This window comes from Pseudodesulfovibrio hydrargyri (genome assembly GCF_001874525.1).
Lineage (GTDB): Bacteria > Desulfobacterota > Desulfovibrionia > Desulfovibrionales > Desulfovibrionaceae > Pseudodesulfovibrio > Pseudodesulfovibrio hydrargyri.
Genome location: NZ_LKAQ01000004.1, coordinates 2699237 through 2719830 on the forward strand (window position 1 = coordinate 2699237; position 20594 = coordinate 2719830).

The window sequence follows — 20594 nt, forward strand, 5'->3', positions numbered from 1 at the left end:
ATGAGCAACATCACCGGAAACGAAATCATCCATCAATACCTGAGGCACAACAAGAAGTTCCCGCACGTGCTTTGTGCTGGTTGCGGGCACGGCATCGTGCTCGGCACCCTGATCCGTTCCATCCACGCCTTGGGCATCCCCAAGGACGATGTGGTCGTGGTCGCGGGCATCGGCTGTTCCGGGCGGCTGGCCGTGTACGTGGATTTCAACACCGTGCACACCACCCACGGGCGGGCGCTCAGTTTCGCCACGGGAATCAAGATGTCCAACCCCAAGCTGCACGTCATCGCGCTCATGGGCGACGGCGACGCCCTGTCCATCGGCGGCAACCATCTGATCCACGCCGCCCGGCGCAACATAGGGGTCACGGCCATGATCCTGAACAACAACATCTACGGCATGACCGGCGGCCAGTCCTCCCCGGCCACGCCCGAGGGGGCGACCACCATGACCAACCCCTACGGCCAGCTGGACCACAGCTTCGACACCGTGGAGCTGGCCAAGGGCGCGGGCGCCAACTATGTGGCGCGCGGCACGGTCTTCCACGTCAACCGGCTGGAAAAGATCATGATGGAGGCCCTGGAGCGGCCCGGCTTCTCCCTGGTGGAGGCCATCACTCCGTGCCACACCCAGTTCGGGCGCAAGAACAAGTACAAGTCCCCGGTGGACATGTACAAGTGGCTCAAGTCCACGGCCATCCCCGTGGAACGCTTCAACGAACTGCCCGCGGACAAGCGCGTGGACCGCATGCCCATCGGCGTGTTCGTGGACCGCGGCAAGCCCGGCTACGAGGAGTTGTATTACGCCCGCCAGGAGCGCTTCCTCGCCCAGGCCGCAAAGGGGGGCAAGTAGATGAAGGCGCAACAGCAACTCGACCGTTTCGAAATCCGTTTCTCCGGACTCGGCGGGCAGGGCATCATCACGCTGGGCAAGATCATGGGCCAGGGGCTGGCGCTCGGCCACGGCTACAACGTCACCCAGACCCAGAGCTACGGTCCCGAGGCGCGCGGCGGGTCCAGCAAGTGCGACCTGGTCATCAGTTCCGGCCGCATCAGCTACCCCAAGGCCGAATCCCTGGACCTGCTCGTGGCTCTGTCTCAGGAGGCCTGCAACGCCTACTACCCCTATCTCAAGAAGGGCGGCATCCTCATCATCGAATCCGACCTGGTCAAGCAGCCGCCCACCAACCAGTACCTCGGCCTGCCGTTCACTGCCTTGGCCAAGGACAAGATCGGCGTGGGCCAGGCCATGAACACCGTGGTCCTGGGCGCGCTGTCCTGTCTGCTGCCCTTCATCAATCAGGCGACCATGCGCAAGAGTCTGGAATCCGTGCTCCCGCCCAAGATCCGGGCCGTCAACACCAAGGCCTTCAACCTCGGCCACCGGCTGGCCAAAAAGGAATGGGGCGAAGACGCGGGCCAAGTCTGGCGTGTCGAAGACGATGGGGAAATCGACTGATTCCGAGCCGGGTCGCACGCCTTAAAAAAAGTGGACGCCGCACGGCGTCCACTTTTTTCGTCTTCAAAGGTTCTTGGCTCAGGCCCTGCGCGAAGCGGCCCGTTTTCGCAACGTCCTGAGGCGGCCGCGAACGGTGAGCGACATCGGGCGCAGGGCGGATTTGATGCGCCGGCGGATCGTATGGAACGTGGAGCGCTTGTCGACCTCCTTGGCCATGGGCGGGGCTGCCCAGCGGTCGAGTTCCGACTGGATCGCGGCGTCGTCTTTGCGGAGCATGGCCAGGAACAGCGGGAGGCCCTTGGGGTTGATGCCGAGACCGAAGGTGTCTTTCGTAAACGGTTCTTCGGGAAGATCGTCGAACAATTCAAGGCCGTAATGGATTATCTTGTCCCTGTCCGGCGAGGGCTGCCTGCCGATGCGGGGCATGACCTGGAGGATGTCGCGGAAATAGTTTTCATTGATGAATTTGACCAGGGGGCCGGGCTGTCCCGCGTCGACCAGTATCTTCCTGGCCTCGACGTAATGGGGCATGACATGGTCGGTGTATATCTCCACGGTCGTGGGCGTCGATTTGTGCTCCTGGCGGAAGTAATAAAATTGTTCGGCGACCTGGGAGAAGGAAGGGACCTTGGTCAGGGCCATGTACATATACAGGACGTCCTGTCCCATCTTGTAGGGGAAATGGGGGAAGGCGTTCTTCTGGACGAATTCGGTGTTGAAGATCCACCGCCACATGACCTTGCTCTTCCAGTAGCGCTTGGCGTCCCGGAACAGGAGATTCGATGCCTCGGGATGCGGAAAGTAGTTGCGGGTGTTGAAGGTCTGGTCGGAAAAGACGACGGCGTTTCCGCAGACCATGTCCACCTTGTCCGCTTCGGCCTTGTCCACCAGGGTCTTGAACGCGCGCCGGGAAAGGACGTCGTCCGCGTCGAGGAAGTGCATGTATTTTTTGCGGGCCATCTCCTGCCCCCGGGCCCGGGTGATGCCGGCCCCGGCGTTGTCCTGGTGGATGGATCGCACCCGCGAATCGAGCTTGGCGTAGCGGTCCATCACCTCGCCCGTGCGATCGGTCGATCCGTCGTTGATGACGATGACCTCGATATCGGAATAGGTCTGGTCGAGACAGGATTCGATCGCTTCCGCAAGCCAGGCCTTCACATTGTAGGCCGGAATGATCACGCTGAGGCCGGAGTCCATCGCTTCCTCTTTTGTTGTTTCACGATTGGAGGATGTCCGCCGTCAGGGGCCGTGCGGCCCGGCGAACCGTTTCATTCGATGCTTGTCTTCGCCCGGCGGCGGAAAGCCGCACGGCTCATGGTTTTTCCGTCCTGGACCGTTGCGCATGGACCGGGGAGCCCGCCTTTTGGCGGAAGCGGGCTTATTTGTATATGGCACGGCCCGGGAGTCAAGCAAAGAATGCCTGGGCAAACGGTATCGAATTCAATGGGGAAGGGGCGTCGGGAGCCGCTCTCCACATCCGGTGGGCCGCCCGATGGTGCGGGCGCGGGCGAGGGGCGGCGTTTTTGACGACCTGTACCAACCGGGACGCGTTGTCCCGGGGGAAGGGACATTCCTAGTCGTTGAAGGAGGTCTTGACCGTGGGGACCAGGCCTTCGTCCTTGGCCGAGAGTTGGGGAAGCATTTCGCGGACGCTGTCGGTGATGGGCAGGGTCCAGTTGTGCGCCGAGACCACGGTGGAGTCGACCAGGCGAATGATCCTGGCGGTCATGTACACGTACTGGTCGGCGATGACGTAGGAGCCGACCAGCTTGGCGGACCGGGACGGCAGGTCGCGGGACGAGCCCATCAGGCCGGAGGCCTTTTCATAGTCCGCGGGGCCTACGCCCGACGTGTAGGTGAAGTCCGTGGCGTTGGGCACGCCTTCGGTGATGCGCACACCCTGCTGGACCAGGCGGTCGGAGATCTGTTGGGCCATGGTCGGGCCGAAGACCGATTTGTCCCCGGGGTCGTTCTGGTTGGTGAAGGGCGAGACGAACACGGCGGAGTCGTCGGTCAACTCGTTGCCCGCCACGTTGGAATAGAGGACGTCGGCGGCCCGGTCGTTGAGCTCGATGATCGGGACGGACGCGGCATCGTGGAAGGTGCGGGCCGTGGGCGTGGTGTCGAACACGTAGTTGAACGTGTCGGAGGTGGTCTCCTTGGTGTCTTCCCACAGGCGGTTGCCGCATCCCTGCAGGGAGAGCAGGAGGGTCGCCGTCAGTATGCTCAAGGCCGCTTTGTTCATGTCGTTGCCGTCCCGGTCGCTGTTTTGCCCATTGGATGCCTGGAAGTGTCCCGAAGGCTATTCGGCAGTTTCGGGCATTTCCTTTAGGATGGCGCGCAGAAGTTTGACCATGGAAGTGGAGGATTTCTCGGCCTGGGCGATGACCTGGTCCAGGGAGGCCTCCTGCATGCAGTCGGGCAGGTTCTTGTTGGTCAGGCAGGACAGGCCGAGGATGCGGATGCCCATGTGGTGGGCGGCGATGGCCTCCATGCAGGTGGACATGCCGATGGCGTCAGCGCCCATGGCCCGGTACATGCGGGTCTCGGCCGGGGTCTCCATGTTCGGGCCCTGAATCTGCATGAACACGCCGCGTTCCAGGCGGATGCCCAGTTCCAGGGCCTTTTGGATCGCCAGCTTGCGCAGGGCCGGGTCGTAGACCGTGCACATGTCCGGGAAGCGGTCGCCCCAGGCGTCGATGTTCTCGCCGCGCAGGGGGGTCAGCCCGGTCAGGTTGATGTGGTCCTCTATGAGCATGGGGCAGCCCACCTCGAAGGATGGATTGAGCGCGCCCACCGCGTTGGTCAGGACCAATGTTTTGATGCCCAGTTCGCCGAGTACGCGGATGTTGTGGGTGGCCTCCTGCGGGGTGAATCCCTCGTAGAGGTGAAAGCGGCCGTCCAGGGCCAGGACCGGGACGCCCTCTATGGTCCCGGAAATGAGGCGGCCCGCGTGGCTCTTGACCGAGGAGACCGGGAACTGGTCGATGTCGGCGTAAGGGATGACGACCGGGTTCTCGATGGCCGCGGTCAGCGGGCCCAGGCCCGTACCCGTTATAAATGCCACGGTACCGGCTTGAATTTTGTCTAGCTTTTCATGTATGTATGCGGCAGAATGTCGTATCTTCCTATGGTATTCCATGTGGACTCCTTGTGGCTTGGACGCTGCGCCGGGCAGGGGAGAGGGCTTTAGCAAACGGACCGATCAGACTCGTGAAGGATAGGCGCGCTTTATGGATATCGTGACACTACTGGGTCTCGCCGTGGGATTGTCGCTCATCATCGGGGCCATTATCCTCGGTGGGGCTGTTGACGTTTTTATCAACGTTCCCGGCATGATGATTGTTATCGGCGGCACGCTCGCCTCCATCCTGGTGGCCTTCCCGTTCGAGGAGATCATACAGTCCTTCAAGGCCGCGTTCAAGATGTTCGTCGGGCGCAAGAGCCGCACCCGCGACGTGGTCAACATCATGGTCAAGGTGGCCGAGATCAGCCGCCGCGAGGGGCTCATCGCGCTGGAGAACGTCCAGACCGAGAACATGGTCCTCAAGAAATCCTGCCAGCTCATCGCGGACAATGCGGACCCCTCGCTCATCCGTTCCACCCTGTCCATCGAGATCAACTCCATGCGCCGCCGCCACCAGGTGGCCCAGGACGTGTTCAAGCGGCTGGCCTCCCTGGCTCCGGCCTTCGGAATGATGGGCACGCTCATCGGTCTGGTCCAGATGCTCTCCCAGCTGGATGATCCCAAGTCCATCGGTCCGGCCATGGCCGTGGCCATCCTGACGACCTTCTACGGCTCGGCCATGTCCACGCTCTTCTTCATCCCCATCGCGGCCAAGCTCAAGGCCCGCACCTTGCAGGAGCAGTTGCACCTGGAAGTCATTTTCGAGGGGGCCAAGTCCATCCTCGAAAACAACAACCCCCGGTTGGTCTATGAGAAGCTTTCGTCCTTCCTGGCCCCGGTTGAGAGGGAGACCCAGCGATGAGCAGCGAATATGACGACGACCTTTTGCTCGACTTTGGCGAGGACGAGGGAGATGACAACGAGTGGTTGACCACCTTCGCCGACCTGTCCATGCTGCTTCTGGTCTTTTTCATCCTGCTCTATTCCATGTCGACCATCGACACGCAGAAGTTCTCGGATACCTTCACCTCGGTGACCCAGGCCCTGCAGGGCAAGATGGACAAGATCTCCACCAGCCGGATCACCCGCGAAGAGGCCGGGGTGCTCATCGACCAGGCCATGATGCGCCGCCAGATCATCGAGTCCCAGCGCAAGGTTTTTGCCGAGGTCAAGACCCTGCAGACCAAGAAGGGCGTGGAAGGGCTGGTCAGCGCCAATTTCGAGGACGGGATCATCACCCTGCGGGTGCCCGGCGACGTCATGTTCCAGTCCGGCCAGGTGGGGCTCACGCCCAAGGGCGTGCAGCTGGTCAACGACCTCAAGGATTTTTTCATCAAGCACAAGGACCAGAACATCAAGATCGTCGGCTACACCGACAACGTCCGGCCGAGCGGCAACTCGCGATTCAAGGACAACTGGGAGATTTCGGCCATGCGCGCGGTCAACGTGCTGCGCGAGCTGCTCAAGATGGGCCTGGAATCAACCCGGCTGACGGCCACGGGGCTGGCCTACCTCAACCCGCTGTACCCGAACACCTCTGATGAGTACCGGGCAAAGAACCGGCGGGTGGAGTTCATTCTGGAAAAGCGGGTCTCCGGCAAATAGCCTCCGGGCGGACACAAGGGACCCTTTGGGGGAGTTATGGATTTCAACATACAGTTGCCCGACGACGAGGAACGCCTGCGCAAGGCCTTCCGCACCAAGGTTCCGGGGTTGACCGCGCGGTTCCCCGGATTGAACCTCGTCCTGGACGTGGCCGACCTGAGCGCCACCGGTTTGGCGGTTCTCGACAAGAGCGGCCGGTTCATTGAAAAGGAGACCCACGAGGTGGAGCTGCTGATCAAGGACAGGCTGTTTCTCGGCGGGGCCACGGCCATGTGCATGCGCGTGCACGACAACGGCGTCGTGGGCCTGAATTTCGTGGACCTGGACCGGCAACGGCAGATCAAGCTCGACAAGCTGGTTCTCGAGGTGCAGAAGAGACTCATCGCCCTGCGCAAGAAAAAGCGCGAGCAAGGCTGACAGTGCAAACCGGAAACATCGACCGCCACAAGGTCCTCATAGCCAACCGAGGCGAGATCGCCATGCGGGTCATGGCCGCGTGCCGCCGCCTGGGGCTCGACTTCGTCTGCGTGTGCACGGCCGCGGACCGGGAGTCCGGGCACGTCCGGCTGGCCCGCGAGCTGGCCGGGGACGGCGCGGTCCACACCATTTCCTCCTACCTGGACGCCAACGAGATATTCTCCGTGGCCGACGCAAGCCAGGCCACGGCCGTGCATCCCGGCTACGGCTTTTTTGCCGAGGACTTCCGCTTTGCAAGGCGTGTGGTCCGGCGGGATCGGCCCATGGAGTTCATCGGTCCGAGTTGGTGGGTCATCCGCGACCTGGGCGACAAGATCAACACCAAGCGCATCGCCCGCTCACTGAACGTGCCCACCGTGCCCGGCTCGGACCGGCCCGTGTACAGCGAGATCGAGGCCGACGAAATCGCCTCCTCCCTGTTCGAGTTCCAGGCCAGCCAGGGCATCGTGGACGGGGTGATCATGGTCAAGGCCTCGGCGGGCGGCGGAGGCATGGGCATCGAGGAGGTCGGGGACTTCAACGAGTTCCGCTCCGTGTTCCGGCGCATCCGCAACTACGCCAAGCGGAATTTCGGGGACGAGGGCGTGCTCATCGAGCAGCGCATCTTCGACTTCAACCACCTGGAGGTCCAGGTGGTCTCCGGGCGGGGCGGCGGCCAGCACGTCCATTTCGGCACGCGCAACTGCTCGGTCCAGTCCACGGGCAAGCAGAAGCGCATCGAGGTCGCGCCGGGCTTCGCGCCGGGCGTGGTCTCCTACACCTTCGACGCCGCCCGGGTGTTGTCCGAGATCACCGAGCACTCTCTGGCCATGGCCCGCGAGACACATTACGACAACGTGGGCACCTGGGAGTGGATCATCACCCCGCGCGGCGAGCCCTTCCTGATGGAGGTCAACACCCGCATCCAGGTGGAGAACGGCGTGTCCGCGGTCATCTCCCGGGTGGGCGGCCGGCCGGTGGACATCATCACCGAGCAGATCCGCCTGGCCTTGGGCGAACCGCTGCGCTACACCCAGGAGGACATCACCTTCGAGGGCGTGGGCATCGAGTACCGGCTGGTGGCCGAGAACACGGACAACCGGTTCACGCCCTGCGCCGGGACCGTCACCCGCCTGAACTGGCCTGAGCGCGAGTGGCTCCACGTCCATACCCACGTGCCCACGGACGGCCCGTACGAAATCCCCATGGAATACGACCCGAACCTGGCTCTGGCCATCGTCTGGGGAAGTGATCTGGCCGAGGCCAAGACGCGCGGCCTGGAGTTTTTGGAGGGGCTGACCCTGGAAGGGAAGTGTGGCGGCGCCGCCAATGAATTCTACAGCAACGTCGAGTACCTGAAGGCCAAGACCGGCAGGCTCCTGGAGTTCTGAGCATGGACAGGGAACGAAGAATTCAGGGGCTCAGGGACCGCCTGACCTATATCCGCGACATCTTCGCCAACCGCGAGGACGAGTCCATCCGGCTGCTGGCCGCCAAGTTCGGCGAACTCCTGGAGCGCCACCGGCTCATGCCGGGCGGAGTCAAGCGCGAGGAGCTTTCGCGCATCGAGGACCTGTTCGACTTTTCCGAGCGCAAGCTCGACACCACCCTGACGCCCATGGACCGGGTGCGCATCGTCCGCCATCCCCAGCGTATCTGCCTTAAGGACATCCTGGAGAACGTCTACGACAACTATACCGAGATCGGCGGGCGGGGCGAATACAACATCGACCCGAGCATGCTCATCGCCCGGGCCGTGTTCTCCCGCCGGGTGGGGGACAAGGTCACCAACCAGATGGTCATGGTCATCGGCCAGGAAAAGGGCCACGGGGAGGCGTTCCGCAACGGCGGTTCGGTCAAGCCGTGGGGCAACGCCAAGGCCCTGCACTACATGAAGGTGGCCGAAACCGAGAACATCCCGGTGCACACCTTCGTGTTCACGCCCGGGGCGTATCCGGTGGAGGACTGGCCGGGCGCGGCCCAGCAGATCGCCCGCAACCTGTACGAACTGGCCGGGCTGCGCGTGCCCGTGGTGGCCGTGTTTTCCGAGGGCGGCTCGGGCGGGGCCGAGGCCATCGGCCTGGCCGACCGCCGGATCATGCTCTCCCACGGCTACTATTCGGTCATCTCGCCCGAGGGCGCGGCGGCCATCGAGGCCGGGCTGCGCAGCGGGGACCGGACCACGCCCGAACTGATCGAGAAGTGCGCCCGCCAGCTGCACATCACCGCCGAGGACAACCTGGAAAACGGTTACGTGGACCGCGTGCTCCGGGAGCCGCCGCTGGGGGCCAGGCCGTCCCACTACGAATTTTTCCGCGAGCTCAGGCGCGAACTGATCCAGACCACCAACGAGGTGGTCAGTTCGGTCAAGTCCATGAAGCTCTACCGGGCCATGGCCGTGCGCACCACCAAGACCGACGACGCCGAGTCCATCTACATGCGCTGGACCCTGTCCCAGTCCGCCCTGGACCGCATGGTGGAGCAGCGTCAGCGCAAGTTCCGGGCCATGAGCCGACATGCGCGTCTGGACGGCACCGGAGTGATCACCCGGGCCGTGGCCGCCACCAAGGGGACTATCTGGGCGACTCATTCCTTTCTGCGCTACGACCTGCTCGGCCGCCAGAAGAAGCGGCTCAACGCCGTGTTCGAGGACCTCGGGGCCGAGGCGCATCTGGTCCGGCACAAGGTGCTCATGCCGCTCAAGAAGACCCTGGACAAGGTTCTGCCCGGCAACGGCAATACCCCGCCCAAGGTGGGCGAGGCCGTGGTGGACAGGCTAACCCGGCTTTCCTGCCCGGAAGACGGGGCCTGCCTGGTGGGCAGCGAGTGGGCCTGGACCAGCCCGCGCAGCCAGGAGGACCGGACCATTTCCTGCCCCAACGTGCGCACCCACCATTGCCCGGACCTGTGGGTGCCGGACCTGTTCGGCGACTTCGCCGGGGTCTGCCCGTCCTGCGGCCACCACTTCCCCATGGAGTACCGCTGGTATCTGCAAAACGTCTTCGACTACAGCGAGTCCAAGGAATTTAACCGGCAGCTGGAGTCCATCAACCCCCTGGGCTACGAGAAGTTCGACACCAAGCTGGACAAGGCCAAGGAGCGGACCGGACTCAAGTCCGCGTGCATTACCTTCGAGACCTCCATCGAGGAGGTGGACGCCGTGGTGGCCGTGTTCTGCGCGCCGTTTCGGGGCGGCTCGGTGGGCGCGGCCGAGGGCGAGAAGTTCATCCGCGCGGCCGAACGGGCCACGCGCAAGCGCCAGCCGTTCATCGCCTACGTGCACGGCACGGCGGGCATCCGCATCCAGGAGGGCGTCAACGGGGTCATCCAGATGCCGCGCTGCACCATCGCGGTGCGCCGCTACATCGACGCGGGCGGCCTGTACCTGGTGCTCTACGACACCAACTCCTACGCCGGGCCCGTGGCCAGCTTCCTGGGCTGCTCGCCGTACCAGTTCGCGGTGCAGTCCTCGAACATCGGCTTCGCCGGGCCCGGGGTCATCTCCGAGACCACGGGGATAGCCGTGCCGCCCAACTACCACAAGGCGTACCACGCCCTGTCGCGCGGCCATATCCACGGCATCTGGGACCGCCGGGAGGTCAAGAAAAACCTCCACCAGTCGCTGCTGACCATGGGCGGGCGCAACCTTTACTATCGCTGATTTTTATGAGACACCCCCGAGCGCGTCCCGTGTTTCAAACAAACACGAATCGAAGCGTAATAGAGGATAAATAGTGCTGAATATCAAAGAGTTGCTCGATAAAGTCAAGGCGTCTCCGTACCGCGAGATCGTGGTCCGCGCCCCGCATACCGGCGTGGTCTCGTTTGCGGCCGTCAAGCCCGGCGAGAAGGTCCACGGCCCGCGCGGCGAGTTCCTGGAAAAGCCGGGCACCCTGCTGGCCCATCTGACCCGCGAGAAGAACGAGAAGCCCATCCCGGCCCCGGAGAAGGGCGTCATCGAGGCCGTGCACACGCAGCACGAGGGGCAGTTCGTGGAGGCGGGCGAACCGCTGGTGACCATCAAGCATTATCTGACCCGCAAGGAAGTCATCGAACTGATCCTGCAGGAGGCCCTGTACCTGTTCCGCGCCCCGGAACGGGCCAAGTACTACTTCGTTCCCGAGGTGGACCAGAAGCTCAAGGTCTCGGGCAAGCGCTCGGTCAAGGTCCAGGACGGCATGGAATTTCTGATCGTGTCCCGCATGAAGCGGGAGACCCCCCTGGCCTATTCCGGGCCCGAGGGCATCATCTACTCCGTCTACTTCGGCCGGGGCGACAACGTGGACGAGGGAGAACCCCTCATCGGCGTCTGCCCCGAGGACCAGCTCACGGTCATCCAGGACGTGGTGGCCCGCATCCAGAGCGAGTGGGAAGAAGAGGCGTAGGCAAACATCGGAGGCGCGCCATGGGCAGATTGCTTCAGGTTCGGGTGTCGGCGTGGACGTACAGCGAGGACGAGGTGCGCAAGGCGTGGCCGTCCCTGTGGAAGCTGGCCTGGCAGGACAGCGGCGCGATCCCCAGGAAGGGCGTCATGGAGCTGGCTGACGCGGTTTTCGACGCGGTCCGGGCCGGGCTCATCCCCGACAATCAGGTCAAGGCCCTCAAGGCGGATGCCGAAAAGGCCGACGAGTTGCGCCAGGCCATCGAAAAGGCCCTCGGCGACTGGCGGCCCGGCGAGGCGGACAAGTTGACCTATGCCCTGGAAGACACCATGGACGCGCTGGAAGACATTGCCGCCGATTTTTGATATTGCATTTCTATAAGACGAACCCTTGTCAGGTAAGGAGTTGAAATGGCTGGCAGTTTAAATAAAGTAATCATTGTGGGCCGAGTCGGCCAGGATCCGAAGGTTTCCTACACCGGCTCCGGCCAGGCCGTGGCGAACTTCTCCGTGGCCACGGACGAAGGATACCGCGACCGGCAGACCGGCCAGAAGGTCGAGCGCACCGAGTGGCACCGCGTGGTGGCCTGGCGTCAGCAGGCCGAGTTCGTGGGCAACTACATCGGCAAGGGCCGTCTGGTCATGGTCGAAGGCAAGCTTCAGACCCGCAAGTGGCAGGGCCAGGACGGCCAGGACCGCTACACCACGGAGATCGTGGCCGACAGCATCCAGGGACTGGACCGCGCCCCCGACGGCCAGCAGCCCGCCCAGCAGGGCGGCTACCAGCAGCAGGGGGGCGGCTATCAACAGCAGGGCGGCTACCAGCAGCAGGGGGGCGGCTACCAGCAGAACCGTCCGCAGCAGAACCGCCAGCAACAGAACGGCTATCCGCAGAACCAGCCCCAGGAGGAAGAGGACCTCGGTCCCGCCTTTCCGTCCGAGGCCAGCGGTATGGACGACGTACCGTTCTGATGAGCCGGTTTGCAGCCGGTTCGCGGACCCGGTCCGGGCCCGGTGAACGCAGAGATTTGGAGGGTGGTTTCGGCCACCCTCTTTTTTTTGCGTCCGCCGTGCCTGATAGCCGTCCTTTGCGCATCCTCTGTTGTCGGTGGTCCCGGCTTGGGCTATGGTTCCGGCCAGCCTGCGGAAAGGCGGGCGGCCACGGGCCGTTCCTCATGAATCATGCAACGGGGTGGGTATGCCGATAGAACAATTCATCGAAAGGGGCTTTCCCTTCCATCAACTCCTTGGCGTGAAGGTGGACAAGATCGACGAGGAATCGGTGCGCTTGCATATTCCGTTCAGGGACGAGCTGATCGGCCACGCCGGAAGCGCCATGATCCACGGCGGGGTCATCTCGACCCTGGCCGATATCTGCGGGGGCTTCGCCGTCTGGACTCGCTGCGAGCGGGACGACTTCATCGCCACCATTACCCTCAGCGTCGACTACCTGCGGCCTGCCACTGCCCGCGATCTCTATGCCGAGGCCACGGTCCGGCTCCTCGGGAACAAGGTCGGCAACGCCCATGTGGTCATCTGGTCCGAGGGCGATCCGGACACCCATGTGGCCGAGGGACGGGGCGTCTACAACATCCGGCGGCGCAAGAAGTGACGGGGCCTGCCAGAGGCGCGGGAGGCGCGAGCCAGTATGGGAATCTGATCGGCGCTTCGTTGCGGGCGTTCGCGCACGAACCACTCGATGCGTGTCCCTTCAGGTGTAGCAGACGATGTCCTGGAACACGACGGTGTCCGTGACCGCCCGGTATTGATGGGCCACGTCCGCGTGGAAGCGGTGGGACTGACCGGGGCCGAGGCGGTGCACCCGGCCCTCGTGGATCAGGTCCAGCACGCCGCTGATGGTCACCACGTGCTCCACCACTCCGAACCGGTGGGCCGGGGAGCGCTGGTGGTGACGGTTGGTCAGGGTGACCTCGAACATCTCCATGCGCGTGACCGCGTCAAAGGGAAAGACCACCCGGATGGCCATGTCCCGGTCGTTGGGAAAGGGCACCTGCCGGAAGTCCGAGCCCCCCTTGGACGCGAAGAACGACGAGAAGGATATGTCCAGCCCGCTGGCGATCTTCCACAGGGTGGCGATGGTCGGCGCGGATTCGCGGCGTTCGATCTGGCCGAGCATGGCCTTGGACACGCCGGTGAGCAGGGCCGCCTTGTCCAGGCTCATTTCCCGCTCCTTCCGGCTGGCCCTCAGCCGTTCGGCTATGGATTCCCTGATGTCGTCCGCTGACACGGTTTCTCCTTGTGCGCTATAGCGTACGGTGGTAATTTTGAGAAAATGCGTTATAACGCACGGAAAAATTCTTAGCAGGAGTCCGGCCGCCGGGCAAGGAGAACCGGTCCGGACCAGGAATACAAGGAGATGACTGATGGCGAAAAAACTGAGCAGAAGTGCGCAGAGGGTGCAGGATTTCCTATCGAAACAGGGGGATGAGTTCGACGTCAAGGAGCTGGATTCGTCCACCAGGACGGCGGCCGACGCGGCCGGCAGCATCGGCTGCGCCGTGGGACAGATCGCCAAGTCCCTGGTTTTTCGCGACGGGAACACGGACGAGCCGGTTCTGGTGGTGGCCTCGGGCGCGAACCGGGTGGACGCGGCCAAGGTGCGCCTTGCCGCATCCCTGGACCTGCGCAGGGCGGATGGAGATTTCGTCAAGGATCGCACTGGGTTCGCAATCGGCGGTATCCCGCCAGTGGCCCATGTCACGCCCTTGCGTACCGTGTTGGATCAGGACCTGAAACAGTTTGCGGAGATCTGGGCGGCGGCCGGAACGCCGCACGCGGTCTTTCGGCTCACGCCGGATCGTCTCGGGGCGCTCACGGGCGGGCAGTGGATCGATCTGCGAGAGGAAAAGTGACCGATTGTCCGAAATCGGATTCTCTCCTTTTACAGAGGGTTATTACTGCGGGCCGTGTCTTCGGACACGGCTTTCGCATTGTCTCCAGGCCTGTTGTGTTCGAAAAATGCACACCTAACATAATGAAAAATAAAGGCTAAATTGGCAGGAGATGGTTGACCTGAATCGTTCATCGGAATAAGTTAGGTCCAAGTCGGCATAATGAGGGTGTGCCGGAAGAGGTGGCTGACAGGCATGTAAGGGGTACTATACCCATTTATTATGCTTGCTTAGGCATAATCATCTGCTCATTTCAGCAATGATGAGCCGACGCCGTCCCGCGGCAAGGGGCGGCGGATCATATACGGAGTCTTTAGTGGAGGAGCAATGAAGACCGTACCAGTACAGGATGCCGTGGGCATGGTACTTTGCCACGACATGACCAAAATCGTCCCCGGGGAGTCCAAGGGGCCGGTGTTCCGCAAGGGACACATCATAATGGAAGAGGACGTCCGGACGCTGCTCGAGATCGGCAAGGAGCACATATACGTCCTGGACATGGAAAAGGGCTGTATCCATGAAAACGAGGCCGCCCACCGCATTGCCAATGCGGCCGTCGGCCCGAACATCACCCTGTCGGACGTGTCCGAGGGGCGCATCAACTTCATCGCCGAACCCGGCCTGCTCGACGTCAACGTCGAGGCTCTCAACCGCATCAATTCCATCGAAGAGGTGGTTCTGGCCACCCTGCACACCGGCCAGCAGGTCACCGAGACCCGTCCCGTGGCCGGCACCCGCGTGGTCCCGCTGGTCATCGACGAGAAGAAGATCCGACAGGTGGAGGCCATCTGTGCCGAGTACGACTACGTGGTCGGCATCCGTCCCTTCCGGCGGCTGTCCGTCGGCCTGGTGACCACCGGCAGCGAGGTCTACCACGGCCGCATCAAGGACAAGTTCGGCCCGGTCATCCGCAGGAAATTCTCCACCCTCGGCTCCGAGGTCATGGGCCAGACCCTGACCTCCGACGATCCGGCCATGACCCGCGACGCGATCATGGCCTTCATCGCCGGCGGCGCGGAGATGGTCGTGGTCACCGGCGGCATGTCCGTGGACCCGGACGACCAGACGCCCACCGCCATCCGCCTGACCGGGGCGGACGTCATCACCTACGGTTCCCCCACGTTTCCCGGGGTCATGTTCATGGTCGCGGAGCTGAACGGCGTGCCCATTCTCGGGCTGCCGGGCTGCGTCATGTACTACCGGGCGTCGGTGTTCGATCTGATTGTCCCGCGCCTGCTGGCCGGGGAGAAGGTCACCCGGGAAGACATCGTATCCCTGGGGCACGGCGGTTTCTGCGCGACCTGCGAGGTCTGCCGCTATCCCATCTGCCCCTTCGGTAAATAGATCAAGGTTCCTTTCGAACCCAACCTATCTGCGAGACAGCGAGAACTAATTAGGAGGAAAACTGTCATGATTAAACGGACGCTCCAAGTGAACGGAGTCTCCAGGGTCGTCGTCTGCGACCCGGATGAATCCCTGGCCAACGCGTTGCGCCAGAACCTGGGACTGACCAGTGTGAAAATCGGTTGCGGAACCGGCCAGTGCGGCAGCTGCACCATTCTGCGGGACGGCAAGCTGGTCCGTTCGTGCACCGTGAAGATGAAACGGGTCAAGAACAATACCCAGATCATGACCCTCGAGGGCCTGGGCACCGCCGGCGACCTGCATCCCATCCAGATGGCCTGGATCGCCTTCGGCGGCGCGCAGTGCGGCTTCTGTTCGCCCGGCTTTCTGGTTTCCACGTATGCGCTTCTGACCGAGAACCCCAGCCCGACCCGCGAGGATATCCGCGACTGGTTCCAGAAGCACAAGAACGTCTGCCGCTGCACCGGCTACAAGCCGCTGGTCGACGCGGTCATGGCCGCCGCCGAAGTCATGCGCGGCGACAAGTCCATGGACGACCTGATCTTCAAGATTCCCGAGGACGGCCGTATCTGGAACACCCATTATCCGCGCCCCTCGGCCGTGGCCAAGGTCACCGGCACCTGGGACTTCGGGGCCGACATGGGGCTGCGCCTGCCCCCCGGAAGCCTGTACTGCGAACTGGTCCAGGCCGAGGTCTCCCATGCCAACATCCTGTCCATCGACACGGCCGAGGCTGAGACCGTTCCGGGCGTGTTCAAGGTCGTCACCCACAAGGACGTCAAGGGCAAGAACCGCATCACCGGTCTGATCACCTTCCCGACCAACCTCGGCGACGGCTGGGACCGTCCCATCCTGTGCGATGAGAAGATCTTCCAGTACGGCGACGCCATCGCCATCGTCTGCGCGGACTCCCCCGAGGCCGCCAAGGCGGGCGCGGCCAAGGTCAAGGTCGAGATCGAGCAGCTGCCCGAGTACATGAGCGCTCCGGCGGCCATGGCCGAGGACGCCATCGAGATCCATCCCGGCACCCCCAACGTCTACTACATTCAGAAAGAGGCCAAGGGACCGGACACCAAGCCCATCTTCGAGAACGCCGACGTTGTCGTCGAGGGCGACTACTACACGCAGCGCCAGCCGCACATGCCCATCGAGCCGGACGTCGGGTTCGCCTACATCGGGGACGAGGGCAAGCTGGTCATCCACTCCAAGTCCATCGGCATCCACCTGCACCTGCTCATGATCGCCCCCGGCCTGGGCGTGGAGCCCGAGAACATGGTCCTGGTCCAGAACCCCACGGGCGGCACCTTCGGCTACAAGTTCTCGCCGACCATGGAAGCCCTCGTCGGCGCGGCCGCCCTGGCCACCGGCCGTCCGGTCTTCCTGAACTACACCTGGAAACAGCAGCAGCAGTACACCGGCAAGCGCTCGCCGCAGTTCACCACCGTGCGCCTGGCCTCCACCAAGGACGGCAAGCTGCTCGGCATGGAGACCGACTGGACCGTGGACCACGGGCCGTACTCCGAGTTCGGCGACCTGCTGACCCTGCGCGGCGCGCAGTACATCGGCTCGGGCTACGACATTCCGGCCATCCGCGGCGAGGGCCGCACCGTGTGCACCAACCACTGCTGGGGCGCTGCCTTCCGGGGCTACGGCGCTCCCGAGGCGGAGTTCCCCTCCGAGGTGTGCATGGACGAGCTGGCCGAGAAGCTGGGCATGGACCCGTTGGAGCTGCGCTACAAGAACGTCTACCGCAAGGGTTCCACCACGCCCACCGGCCAGGACCCCGAGGTCTACTCCCTGCCCGAGATGATCGACAAGGTTCGTCCCCGGTATGAGGAGTTCAAGAAGTACGCGGCCGACAACTCCACCGACGCCAAGAAGCTCGGCGTGGGCGTGTCCATCGGCGTGTACGGCTCCGGCCTGGACGGCCCGGACACCGCCGAGGTCGACATCGCCCTGAACGATGACAACACCGTCACGGTGTACTCCGCCTGGGGCGACCACGGCCAGGGCGCTGACATGGGCACCCTGGGCACGGCCCACGAGGCCCTGCGCCCGCTGAACCTGACCCCGGACCAGATCCATCTGATGATGGGCGACACCAGCTTCGCTCCCGCGGCCGGACCGGCCGGCGGCAGCCGCTCCCAGGTCGTCGTGGGCCAGGCCACCAAGAACGCCTGCGACCAGCTTGTGGCCGCCATGAAGAAGCCCGACGGCTCCTTCCGCACCCATGAGGAAATGGTCGCCGACGGTCTCGAGCTGCTGTACCACGGCAAGTGGACCGCCCCGGCCAACGACTGCGACGCCAACGGTCAGGGCAACCCGTTCTGCTGCTACATGTACGGCGTGTTCCTGTCCCTGGTTTCCGTGGACACCGCCACCGGCAAGACCGCGGTCGAGAAGATGGTCACCGTGGCCGACATCGGCGTGGTCAACAACTTCCTCCTGGTGGACGGCCAGATCCACGGCGGCATCGCCCAGGGCATCGGCCTGGCCCTGACCGAGGACTACGAGGATATCAAGAAGCACTCCAACATGGCCGGCGCGGGCATGCCCTACATCAAGGACATCCCGGACGACATGGAGATCATCTACGTCGAGACCCCGCGTCCCGACGGTCCCTTCGGCGCTTCCGGCGTCGGCGAGATGCCGTTGACCGCCCCGCACGCGGCGATCATCAACGCCATCTACAACGCCTGCGGCGCGCGTATCCGCCACCTGCCGGCGTATCCCGAGAAGGTGCTCGCCGCCCTCAAGGGGTAGTTGGAAACCCGTAATAATCGCGGCCCATGCCTTGGCATGGGCCGCTTTTTTCCGTATGTGGGGAGCCATGGAACAAACTGAACTGAGACAATGGGAAAATCGGTGTATTCAGGAAGAGTCGCCCCGGTGCGCGGCGGCCTGTCCCCTGCATGTCGACGCTCGCGAGTGCTGCTCCCTGCTGGCCGCGCGCCGCGTGGACAAGGCGTGGGCCGTACTGGCCAGGACCATGCCGTTGCCCGGCGTCCTGGCCCGGACCTGCGACGCGCCGTGCAAGGCGGCCTGCCTGCGCGGCGAGAAGGGCGGCCCCGTCGAGATGGGCGCCCTGGAGCGGTTCCTGGCGGATGCGGCCCAACCGCCCAAGCCGCTCCGGCCCCTGCCGCGCAACGGCAAGTCCGTGGCCGTGATCGGCGGCGCCATGACCGGCCTGTGCGCGGCCTGGGAGATCGCCCGCAAGGGGTTCGCCGTGACCGTGTACTGCGAAGCGCCCGAGGTCGGTTCCGCACTGCCCGATGGGGTGCTCGACGCCGAACTCGCGGCCATGGACCGTATGGGCGTGGCCATCGAGCGGGGCGTGACCCCCACCCAGGACCTGGTCGAGGCCCAATTGGAGGAGCGCGACGCGGTCTTCGTGGACAGCGACGGCGTGCCCGAAGCGGTCCGCTATTTCGGCGAGCCCGACGAGGTCACGCTGGGCACCAACCGGCTCGGGCTGTTCGCCAGCCGGGCGGGTGAGGTTTCGCCTGCATTCCAGGCGGCCGCCGGACGGCGCGCGGCCAATTCCATCATGCGTTTTTCCCAGGGCGTGTCCATGGTCAAGAGCCGCGAGCTCGAGGGGCCGTACGACACGCGCCTGTACACCAACCTGTCCAAGGTCGAACCGGCCGCGCCGGTGGCCGTGGGCGAAGGGTACGACGAGGCTTCCGCCGTTCAGGAGGCCGCCCGCTGTCTGAAGTGCGAGTGTATGGAGTGCGTCAAAGGGTGCGTCTACCTCAAGCACTACAAGCAGTACCCCAAGGTTTACGTCCGCCAGGTCTACAACAACGAGGCCATTGTCCGGGGCACGCGCCAGGCCAACAAGATGATCAACTCGTGCATGCTCTGCGGGCTGTGCGACACGGTCTGCCCCGAGGACTTCGCCATGGGCGACGTCTGCCTCGAAGCGAGGCGGAACATGATCGCCAAGGGGACCATGCCGCCTTCGGCCCACGAGTTCGCCCTGCGCGACATGGCTTTTGCCGACGGCGACAAGTGCGTCATGGCCCGGCACGCTCCGGGCGCGGATTCGAGCGAATACGTCTTTTTCCCCGGCTGCCAGCTGACCGCCACCGACCCCGGCGGGGCTGAACGCGCCTATGCGGACCTGCGCGAGCGGCTGGGCAAGGTCGGGCTGATGCTGCGCTGCTGCGGTGCCCCGGCCGCCTGGTCCGGGCGCGACGCGCTGTTCAGGGAGTCCCTCTCCGAACTGAAAACAGCCTGGCAGGGGCTCGGCTCACCGCGCATCATCGCGGCCTGTCCCTCCTGCATCAAGATCCTGCGCGAGGCCATGCCCGAGGCCGAGATCGTTTCCCACTGGTCCATCCTGAGCGCGCTCGGCCTGCCGCGGACCGCTCTGAAGACGGGCGGGACCCTGGCCGTGAACGACCCGTGCGCGGCCCGCGAGGACGGCGCCATGCGCGGCGACGTGCGCTCCCTGCTGGATGCCCTCGGGGTGTCCACGGTTGAGCCTGAGTACAGTGGGGAACTGACCCAGTGCTGCGGCTACGGCGGGTTGCTCAACGAGGTGGACCCGGCCCTGGGCCAGGCCGCCGCCAAGGCCCGCGCCGACGCCGTGGACGAGGATTACGTGACCTACTGCGCCATGTGCCGGGAGATGATCGCCCGGACGGGCAAGACGGCCATGCACCTCTATGATCTGGTCTATCCCGGCGAACAGCGACCTGGCGACCGGCCCACGCCGGGCCATTCCGAGCGGCGCGAGAATCGCGTCCGTCTCAGGGAAAGGCTTTTGCGCGAGCTGTGGAGCGAGGTGGACGGCGTGGCGGCCGAGGAATTCGAGAAGGTCCGGGTTACCTGCACCGAAGCGGGCGCGGCGGCCATGGAGGAGCGGCGCATCCTGACCAGCGACGTGCAGAAGGTTCTGCTCCAGGCGGAGCGGTCCGGCAGCCATCTGGTCCACGGCGAGACCGGCCGTTTCCTGGCCTCGTTCCGTCCGGCCGTGGTGACCTATTGGGTGGAATTCGAAAAAACGGACGACGGGTACCTGGTGCACAACGCCTGGTGCCATCGCATGAAGATAAAGGGAGGGCAGCCATGAGCGTGATCACGGTGCCGGGAACCGGAGCCGGTGGCTGGCGTTGCGGCCCCTGCGACGAGGACATGGTCATGAAACCGGTGGAGCTGACCTATCTCAACTCCCAGTTCAACGTGGAGCTGCCCGCCTGTCCCAAGTGCGGCTACGTGCTTATCCCCGAACCGCTGGCCCTGGGCAAGATGCACCAGGTGGAGCAGTTGCTGGAGGACAAGTAGC

The 20594-nt window shown here is 64.1% G+C and carries 20 protein-coding genes; 16 read left to right on the forward strand and 4 right to left on the reverse strand.

Translation table 11 applies throughout. From position 1 onward, the window contains the following. Complete coding sequence (locus tag BerOc1_RS16860) at positions 1-852, forward strand: 2-oxoacid:ferredoxin oxidoreductase subunit beta (protein WP_071546922.1); 852 nt, start codon at positions 1-3, stop codon at positions 850-852. After that, on the forward strand, positions 853-1458 hold the full coding sequence (locus BerOc1_RS16865; protein WP_071546923.1) for a 2-oxoacid:acceptor oxidoreductase family protein: 606 nt from the start codon (positions 853-855) through the stop codon (positions 1456-1458). 78 nt (positions 1459-1536) lie between these two features. On the opposite strand, the gene BerOc1_RS16870 is transcribed toward BerOc1_RS16865, so the two are convergent. The 3 genes from BerOc1_RS16870 to BerOc1_RS16880 all read right to left on the reverse strand — a co-directional run bounded on the left by BerOc1_RS16870 (position 1537) and on the right by BerOc1_RS16880 (position 4600). Continuing rightward, on the reverse strand, positions 1537-2655 hold the full coding sequence (locus tag BerOc1_RS16870) for a glycosyltransferase family 2 protein (RefSeq protein ID WP_071546924.1): 1119 nt from the start codon (positions 2653-2655) through the stop codon (positions 1537-1539). A 376-nt stretch (positions 2656-3031) separates the two neighbouring features. Next, positions 3032-3703, reverse strand: a complete 672-nt coding sequence (locus tag BerOc1_RS16875) for a FlgO family outer membrane protein (protein WP_071546925.1) — start codon at positions 3701-3703, stop codon at positions 3032-3034. 57 nt (positions 3704-3760) lie between these two features. After that, positions 3761-4600, reverse strand: coding sequence for a purine-nucleoside phosphorylase (locus BerOc1_RS16880; protein WP_071546926.1), 840 nt, complete (start codon positions 4598-4600; stop codon positions 3761-3763). Positions 4601-4691: 91 nt separating this feature from the next. Between BerOc1_RS16880 and BerOc1_RS16885 the strand changes: the two genes are divergently transcribed. The 9 genes from BerOc1_RS16885 (at position 4692) to BerOc1_RS16925 (ending at position 12639) form a co-directional block, all read left to right on the forward strand. After that, on the forward strand, positions 4692-5447 hold the full coding sequence (locus tag BerOc1_RS16885; protein ID WP_071546927.1) for a motility protein A: 756 nt from the start codon (positions 4692-4694) through the stop codon (positions 5445-5447). Next, positions 5444-6190: an OmpA/MotB family protein gene (locus BerOc1_RS16890; protein ID WP_071546928.1), complete on the forward strand. Its 747-nt coding sequence runs from the start codon at positions 5444-5446 to the stop codon at positions 6188-6190. The genes BerOc1_RS16885 and BerOc1_RS16890 overlap by 4 nt, the downstream gene beginning before the upstream one ends. 36 nt (positions 6191-6226) lie before the next feature. Beyond that, positions 6227-6607 carry a PilZ domain-containing protein gene (locus BerOc1_RS16895; protein ID WP_071546929.1) on the forward strand — a complete coding sequence of 127 codons (381 nt, stop codon included), beginning with the start codon at positions 6227-6229 and terminating at the stop codon, positions 6605-6607. Between the two features lie 2 nt (positions 6608-6609). Beyond that, positions 6610-8037, forward strand: a complete 1428-nt coding sequence (locus BerOc1_RS16900) for a biotin carboxylase N-terminal domain-containing protein (RefSeq protein WP_071546930.1) — start codon at positions 6610-6612, stop codon at positions 8035-8037. Positions 8038-8039: 2 nt separating this feature from the next. Then, positions 8040-10307: an acetyl-CoA carboxylase carboxyl transferase subunit alpha/beta gene (locus BerOc1_RS16905; RefSeq protein WP_071546931.1), complete on the forward strand. Its 2268-nt coding sequence runs from the start codon at positions 8040-8042 to the stop codon at positions 10305-10307. Positions 10308-10380: 73 nt separating this feature from the next. Then, positions 10381-11031, forward strand: a complete 651-nt coding sequence (locus BerOc1_RS16910) for a biotin/lipoyl-containing protein (protein ID WP_071546932.1) — start codon at positions 10381-10383, stop codon at positions 11029-11031. Between the two features lie 20 nt (positions 11032-11051). Then, entirely contained in the window at positions 11052-11393 is a 342-nt protein-coding gene (locus tag BerOc1_RS16915; protein WP_071546933.1) for a hypothetical protein, read from the forward strand. Between the two features lie 45 nt (positions 11394-11438). Continuing rightward, entirely contained in the window at positions 11439-11999 is a 561-nt protein-coding gene (locus tag BerOc1_RS16920; protein ID WP_071546934.1) for a single-stranded DNA-binding protein, read from the forward strand. Between the two features lie 226 nt (positions 12000-12225). Further along, positions 12226-12639: a PaaI family thioesterase gene (locus tag BerOc1_RS16925; protein ID WP_071546935.1), complete on the forward strand. Its 414-nt coding sequence runs from the start codon at positions 12226-12228 to the stop codon at positions 12637-12639. A 99-nt stretch (positions 12640-12738) separates the two neighbouring features. On the opposite strand, the gene BerOc1_RS16930 is transcribed toward BerOc1_RS16925, so the two are convergent. Then, positions 12739-13275, reverse strand: a complete 537-nt coding sequence (locus BerOc1_RS16930; protein WP_071546936.1) for a helix-turn-helix domain-containing protein — start codon at positions 13273-13275, stop codon at positions 12739-12741. A gap of 136 nt (positions 13276-13411) precedes the next feature. Here BerOc1_RS16930 and BerOc1_RS16935 point away from each other — a divergent pair, with 136 nt between their 5' ends. The 5 genes from BerOc1_RS16935 to BerOc1_RS16955 all read left to right on the forward strand — a co-directional run bounded on the left by BerOc1_RS16935 (position 13412) and on the right by BerOc1_RS16955 (position 20593). Next, a complete protein-coding gene (locus BerOc1_RS16935; protein ID WP_071546937.1) occupies positions 13412-13900 on the forward strand; it encodes a YbaK/EbsC family protein in 489 nt (162 codons plus the stop codon). A gap of 366 nt (positions 13901-14266) precedes the next feature. Continuing rightward, positions 14267-15283, forward strand: coding sequence for a molybdopterin-binding protein (locus BerOc1_RS16940; RefSeq protein WP_071546938.1), 1017 nt, complete (start codon positions 14267-14269; stop codon positions 15281-15283). A gap of 66 nt (positions 15284-15349) precedes the next feature. Beyond that, positions 15350-18067, forward strand: a complete 2718-nt coding sequence (locus BerOc1_RS16945; protein ID WP_071546939.1) for a molybdopterin-dependent aldehyde oxidoreductase — start codon at positions 15350-15352, stop codon at positions 18065-18067. Between the two features lie 67 nt (positions 18068-18134). Next, a complete protein-coding gene (locus BerOc1_RS16950) occupies positions 18135-20381 on the forward strand; it encodes a pyridine nucleotide-disulfide oxidoreductase/dicluster-binding protein (protein WP_071546940.1) in 2247 nt (748 codons plus the stop codon). Continuing rightward, a complete protein-coding gene (locus BerOc1_RS16955) occupies positions 20378-20593 on the forward strand; it encodes a DVU_1557 family redox protein (protein ID WP_071546941.1) in 216 nt (71 codons plus the stop codon). Before BerOc1_RS16950 ends, BerOc1_RS16955 begins: the two co-directional genes overlap by 4 nt. Position 20594 lies beyond the last annotated feature (1 nt).